Origin of the sequence: uncultured Campylobacter sp., assembly GCF_938045775.1 — a bacterium.
Classification (GTDB): domain Bacteria; phylum Campylobacterota; class Campylobacteria; order Campylobacterales; family Campylobacteraceae; genus Campylobacter_B.
The window spans coordinates 1-3501 of sequence record NZ_CALIBH010000105.1 but is presented as its reverse complement, the minus strand read 5'-3'; the positions used below and the strand labels follow the sequence as shown (position 1 = coordinate 3501).

Below are 3501 nucleotides of genomic sequence, written 5' to 3'. Positions count from 1 at the left end.
CAGGCGGCGGCGCGGGAAAGAAATTCGTCCCGATCGCCGCGGCGCTTTGTTTGTTTGCCTTTATCCACGTAAGCGCGTCTGTCAAATCGGCGTTTAAAATTTCAAAATCCGCCTTTTTCGCGGCGTAAAAATCGGTATCTGCGATGATGCCCGCTTGCGGGATTATGGGCTTTACCGAAAACGCCTGCGCCCACATATCGCTTAAATTTGCCCCTCGTTGCACGGCGATGCCCGATACTTTGCCCTTTAAGATCATGGCGCTTGCTAACGGCTCCACCGTGATCGCGACGTCGTAGTCCTTAGCCAAAAACAGCTGCGCGCTCTCTGCGGGGCTGGCGGTATAGTCGATATTCAGCCCGCTAATGCCCTGCTTTTTCGCTATGGCTCGAACGATGATGTCTAGCATATCGTTTTTAAAAGGCATTACGATCTTTTTGCCCTCCAGCTGCGCAAATTCCGTTATCTTCTCGCCCTTGCTCATCACGAAATTTAGCCCTTCGGTGAGGATATTTACCATGCCGATCTTGCGCCCCTGATTTGCGAGGTTCACCCCCACGTTGCTAGGGCTCATCATGACCTTGTACTCGCCGCTTGCCACGCCCGCGCGCAGCTGATCGGGATCGCGCCAAAGCTCAAGCTTCGCGTCGTATTTTTTGCCGATCTGCCCCTGCATGCACGCAACGCCGATGATAAGGCTAGGCATCGCAGGCGCACCGTAAATAGTAAAGGCCTCCTTCGCAAAAAGAGGGCTAGCAAGCCCGCTAGCCGCCAACGCGGACGTTAGTTTTAAGAAATTTCTTCTTTGCATCTTCTCCTCTTTTCATTCCTGCCAAACGGCAAGATTTTGATAATCGATGTGCAATTATATCAAAAACAGGAGTGATTCGGTTTGATTAAGCTCAATAGTCGGCTTTAAATTTTAATGCGCTAAAATTTAAAACGCCCCGCAGCGGTAAAATTTTATGCTAAAATGGAGAAAATTTCAATTCAAGGATATAAAATGAGAAGCGACATCATCAAAAAAGGCTATACGCGTGCGCCGCACAGAAGCTTGCTAAGAGCGACAGGACTAAAGGACGATGACTTTGAAAAGCCGTTTATCGGCGTGGCAAATAGCTTCATCGAGATTATCCCAGGGCACTTTTTCCTCAACAAATACTCCGAAATTTTAAAAGACGAGATCCGCAAAAACGGCTGCGTGCCCTTTGAGTTTAACTGTATCGGCGTGGACGACGGCATCGCGATGGGGCATAGCGGGATGCTTTACAGCCTGCCTAGCCGCGAGCTCATCGCAAACTCGATCGAAACGGTGATGAACGCCCACGCTCTAGACGCTCTGGTTTGCATGCCAAACTGCGATAAAATCGTGCCAGGCATGTTGATGGGCGCGCTACGCGTGAACGTGCCGACGGTTTTTGTTAGCGGCGGCCCGATGAAAAAGGGCTACACTAAAAAAGGCGAGCCGATCGACCTATCTACGGCGTTTGAGGCGGTGGGTAAATTTGAAACCAAAGAGATCAGCGCCGAGGAGCTAAAAGAGATCGAGTGTGCCGCCTGTCCAAGCGGCGGCAGCTGCTCGGGGATGTTTACGGCAAACTCGATGAATACGCTGTGCGAAGCGATGGGCATCGCGCTAAAAGGCAACGGCACCGTGCCCGCGCTTACGCCAGAGCGCGAGGAGCTCATCAGGCAGGCGGGGCGCCGAATTTGCGAGATTGCGCTGGATGAAAAATATAAAATCCGCAACATTGTGAACGAAAAATCGATCCAAAACGCCCTAGTCGTCGACATGGCGATGGGCGGCAGCAGCAACACCGTGCTGCATATCCTAGCTATCGCGCGCGAAGCGGGGGTAAATTTGCAGATCGCGGGGCTCAACGAGATCAGCCGCAAGATCGCCCACATCGCCAAAATCAGCCCGAGCCTGCCAAACGTGCATATGGAGGATATCGACCGCGCGGGCGGACTAAGCGCCGTGATAAACGAAATTTCGCGCCGCGACAACGGGCTACTGGGTCTAGACGCGCTAACCGTAAGCGGCGAAAGCCTAGGCGAGCGCGTCGGAGCTAGCGCCATAAAAGACGAATCAGTCATCCGTAAGGTCGAAAACGCCTACTCGCAGGTCGGCGGGCTGGCGATTTTGTTTGGAAATTTAGCCGAGCAGGGCTGCGTCATCAAGACCGCGGGCATCATCGGCGAGCGCAAATTTAGCGGCAAGGCGGTCTGCTTTAACAGCCAAGACGAGGCGATAGAGGGCATCTCAAGCGGCAAGGTAAACAAGGGCGACGTGGTCGTCATCCGCTACGAAGGGCCGCGCGGAGGCCCGGGCATGCAGGAGATGCTAAGCCCAACGAGCCTAATCATGGGGCGAGGGCTGGGCGCGGACGTGGCGCTGATCACGGACGGGCGTTTTAGCGGCGCTACGAGAGGGCTAAGTATCGGACACGTGAGCCCCGAGGCTGCCGAGGGCGGCATGATCGGACTGCTGCAAGACGGCGATATCATCGACATCGACGTGGATACGTACGCGATAAACGTGCGTCTAAGCGAGGCTGAGATCGCCGCGCGCAGGGCGAAATTTAAACCGCTTGAAAAACCGCTACCGTATCGCTGGCTGCGAATGTATCGCAAGCTGGTAACAAACGCTAGCAACGGAGCGATTTTGGAGGCATAGAAATTTAAAAGCGGTAGTTAAATTTAAATAAGGAATGATTTTTATGTTTGAGAGAGATTTTACCTATAAAGATTTAGAACGAGTAGAGACTGAAATGGCAAATATGTATGTAGCACTTGCCAATATCTATAGAAATAAGTCATATATCTGAAAAATTAGTAGAACCCTTGATAAGTTAAAAAATTTAAATTTCTCTAGTAAAGAAAGATACATAATAGATAGGTTTGAATCAAAATACGTTAAGCATATGGATAGAACCTATGAAGTCTTTAATTTTTTACAGAAATTTACAGAAAAAGAAGATTTTAAAATTTTATCTGATACAGCCCGCAGTCTTATTAATGAAATAGAACGATATTTGTTGGTTTTGAAGCAAGATAATATTTACTCAGCCAATAGAACTGCATTTAAAACCACTATCATAAGGTATATTAAATCGATTAAAATATTAAAAATATAAAAAGAAATTGTTAAAAAATTAATAGAAAGCATAGATGTTGAAGATAGAAAGAAGCTTTATATAGAATTTCTTAAAAATGAGGGCGAAATATATAGAATTTATAATAATTTGCCGGATAAATTTATCAAAGATAAAACAACATGCATAAACCACGTTTCAAATGCTATGTTAAGCGATGCAAAAGAAATCATAACAAAAGGTATAAAATATAAAATACTTTCTGTATTAAGTTTTGTAGTTTTTGGAGCACTTCTTTGTATGCCATATTTTTTATACTTAAGAAGAATGCCGGAAATTTCTATAGGCAGCATACCTATATCTTTAGTTGCAGTTTTTGCTATCGGTATATTTTTAACTTTATATTTAT

Annotated in this window: 4 protein-coding genes; 2 read left to right on the top strand and 2 right to left on the bottom strand. The window is 47.2% G+C overall.

The window, feature by feature from the left end; genetic code table 11:
* The coding region (locus tag Q0238_RS04020; RefSeq protein ID WP_297943131.1) for an ABC transporter substrate-binding protein at positions 1-808 on the bottom strand (808 nt) is incomplete at its 3' end.
* Positions 809-1000: 192 nt separating this feature from the next.
* Here Q0238_RS04020 and ilvD point away from each other — a divergent pair.
* Complete coding sequence (gene ilvD / locus Q0238_RS04015; protein ID WP_297943129.1) at positions 1001-2674, top strand: dihydroxy-acid dehydratase; 1674 nt, start codon at positions 1001-1003, stop codon at positions 2672-2674.
* Between the two features lie 247 nt (positions 2675-2921).
* Positions 2922-3134 carry a hypothetical protein gene (locus tag Q0238_RS04010; protein ID WP_297943127.1) on the top strand — a complete coding sequence of 71 codons (213 nt, stop codon included), beginning with the start codon at positions 2922-2924 and terminating at the stop codon, positions 3132-3134.
* Positions 3135-3232: 98 nt separating this feature from the next.
* Here Q0238_RS04010 and Q0238_RS04005 read toward each other — a convergent pair.
* A partial coding sequence (locus Q0238_RS04005; protein ID WP_297943125.1) for a hypothetical protein occupies positions 3233-3501 on the bottom strand: 269 nt, incomplete at its 5' end.

Excerpts from the sequence above, each read along its gene's own strand:
- Q0238_RS04010 (WP_297943127.1), top strand. The coding sequence starts at position 2,922 with ATGGATAGAACCTATGAAGTCTTTAATTTTTTACAGAAATTTACAGAA.
- ilvD (WP_297943129.1), top strand. The coding sequence starts at position 1,001 with ATGAGAAGCGACATCATCAAAAAAGGCTATACGCGTGCGCCGCACAGA.